This window comes from Shewanella sp. 10B, assembly GCF_023475885.1.
GTDB classification, from domain to species: Bacteria; Pseudomonadota; Gammaproteobacteria; order Enterobacterales; family Shewanellaceae; genus Shewanella; species Shewanella mangrovisoli.
Genome location: NZ_JAMDJO010000038.1, coordinates 1 through 245, shown reverse-complemented (window position 1 = coordinate 245; position 245 = coordinate 1). Strand labels below are relative to the sequence as shown.

1 rRNA gene is annotated in these 245 nt (G+C 51.4%); it reads left to right on the top strand.

The window, feature by feature from the left end:
- Nucleotide 1: 1 nt before the first annotated feature.
- Nucleotides 2-245: ribosomal RNA gene (locus M0415_RS21370) — 23S ribosomal RNA — on the top strand; the annotation flags it as partial.

Genomic DNA, 245 nt, shown 5'->3' with positions numbered 1-245 from the left:
GTCAGAGGCGATGAAGGACGTAGTAACTTGCGAAAAGCGTTGGCGAGCTAGTAACAAGCATTTGAGCTAACGATGTCCGAATGGGGGAACCCGGCCGCATAAGCGGTCATCGTAACGTGAATACATAGCGTTGCGAGGCAAACGAGGGGAACTGAAACATCTAAGTACCCTTAGGAAAAGAAATCAACCGAGATTCCCCTAGTAGCGGCGAGCGAACGGGGATTAGCCCTTAAGTCAGAGGGGTG